This is a genomic window from Pseudomonas agronomica (assembly GCF_025917275.1).
Lineage (GTDB): Bacteria > Pseudomonadota > Gammaproteobacteria > Pseudomonadales > Pseudomonadaceae > Aquipseudomonas > Aquipseudomonas agronomica.
Genome location: NZ_JAOSHO010000744.1, coordinates 1 through 1,856, shown reverse-complemented (window position 1 = coordinate 1,856; position 1,856 = coordinate 1). Strand labels below are relative to the sequence as shown.

The 1,856-nt window shown below is 62.0% G+C and carries 2 protein-coding genes; both read left to right on the top strand.

Features of this window, described 5'->3' with window-relative positions; all coding sequences use genetic code 11:
- The first annotated feature begins 46 nt into the window (after nucleotides 1–46).
- A complete protein-coding gene (locus OC610_RS26770; protein WP_181290254.1) occupies nucleotides 47–856 on the top strand; it encodes a MetQ/NlpA family ABC transporter substrate-binding protein in 810 nt (269 codons plus the stop codon).
- A gap of 2 nt (nucleotides 857–858) precedes the next feature.
- The coding region (locus OC610_RS26765; RefSeq protein WP_264432262.1) for a methionine ABC transporter ATP-binding protein at nucleotides 859–1,856 on the top strand (998 nt) is incomplete at its 3' end.

Genomic DNA, 1,856 nt, shown 5'->3' with positions numbered 1-1,856 from the left:
CTCGCCATGAAAGCACATGACTCAATCAACGACTGGAATATCCGACATGACCAAGCACTTCCTCACCCTGCCAGTCAAAACCCTGGCCCTGGCTCTCGGCCTGTTCAGCTCGGCGCTGTTCGCCGCCGACGCCCCGCTGAAAATCGGCACCACCGCCGCCTTCGCCATTCCCTTGGAGGCGGCCGTTCAAGAGGCCGACAAACAAGGCCTGAAAGTCGAACTGGTGGAGTTCAGCGACTGGATCGCGCCCAACGTCAGCCTCGCTTCGGGTGACATCGACGTGAATTACTTCCAGCACATCCCCTTTCTGGAAAACGCCAAGGCCGCCGCCGGTTTCGACCTGGTGCCGTTCGCCCCGGGCATCATCAACAACGTCGGCCTCTACTCGAAGAAGTACAAAAGTTTCGCCGAGTTGCCGGAAGGCGCCAGCGTCGCCATTGCCAACGATCCGATCAACAGCGGACGCGGCTTGCAGTTGCTGGCCAAGGCCGGGCTGATCACGCTCAAGCCAGGGGTCGGCTACAAGGCCACCGAAGATGACATTGTAGCCAACCCGAAAAAGCTCAAGATTCTACAAGTCGAAGCGGTGCAACTGGTGCGCGCCTACGAAGACGCCGATCTGGTGCAAGGCTATCCGGCCTACATTCGCCTGGCGAACACCTTCGATGCGACTTCCGCGTTGCTGTTCGATGGCCTGGATCACAAGGAGTACGTCATCCAGTTCGTGATCCAGCCCAAGAGCAAGGATGATCCACGGTTGATCAAGTTCGTCGATATCTACCAGCACTCCCCCGCTGTGCGCGCCGCCTTGGACAAGGCCCATGGCAAGCTCTACCAAGCCGGTTGGGAAGGCTGAACATGAGCGCAATCAATGCTCGACTCCGTCATGATGCCCCGGCGCCCCACGTCGCCGACCAGACCGAGCTGCACCCAGAACTGAACCGTGCCCATGTGCGCTTCATCGGCCTGGGCAAGACCTACGCTGGCACCCAGGGCCCGGTGGCTGCGCTGCAAGGCATCGACCTGGCGATCCAGCGCGGCGAGGTCTTCGGCATCATCGGCCGCAGCGGCGCGGGCAAATCGTCGCTGATCCGCACCATCAACCGCCTCGAACAGCCCACCAGCGGGCGCGTGCTGATCGATCAGGTGGACATCGGCGAATTCGACGAAGATCGGCTGGTGGAGCTGCGCCGGCGCATCGGCATGATCTTCCAGCATTTCAACCTGATGTCAGCCAAGACGGTGTGGCAGAACGTCGAGCTGCCACTCAAGGTGGCCGGCGTGCCCAAGGAACAGCGCCAGCACAAGGTGCGCGAACTGTTGGAACTGGTCGGTCTGCAAGATAAGCACGGCGCCTATCCGGCGCAGCTTTCGGGCGGTCAAAAACAGCGTGTCGGAATTGCCCGGGCGCTGGTTCATGACCCGCAGATCCTGTTGTGCGACGAGGCCACCTCGGCGCTCGATCCGGAGACGACTCAGTCGATCCTCGGTTTGCTGCGCGAGATCAACCAGCGGTTGGGCCTGACCATCGTGCTGATCACCCATGAGATGGCGGTCATCCGCGAAGTCTGCGACCGGGTGGTGGTACTCGAACAAGGGCGGATCGTCGAACAAGGGCCAGTCTGGGAAGTCTTCGGCAACCCGCAGCATGACGTCAGTCGCACGCTCCTGGCGCCGTTGCAGCACGCACTGCCCGAAGAGCTGCAAAGCCGCTTGCAACCTCATCCGGCGTCGGCGGACGCGGCCACGGTGCTGCGCCTGCGCTTCACCGGCATCGATAAGGATGAGCCGGACCTGGCTGCCTTGTTCAGCGCCCTGGGTGGACGGGTGCGACTGCTCCACGGTGGTATCGAGCG

Coding starts and splice junctions, on each gene's coding strand:
- OC610_RS26770 (WP_181290254.1), top strand. CDS start 47: ATGACCAAGCACTTCCTCACCCTGCCAGTCAAAACCCTGGCCCTGGCT.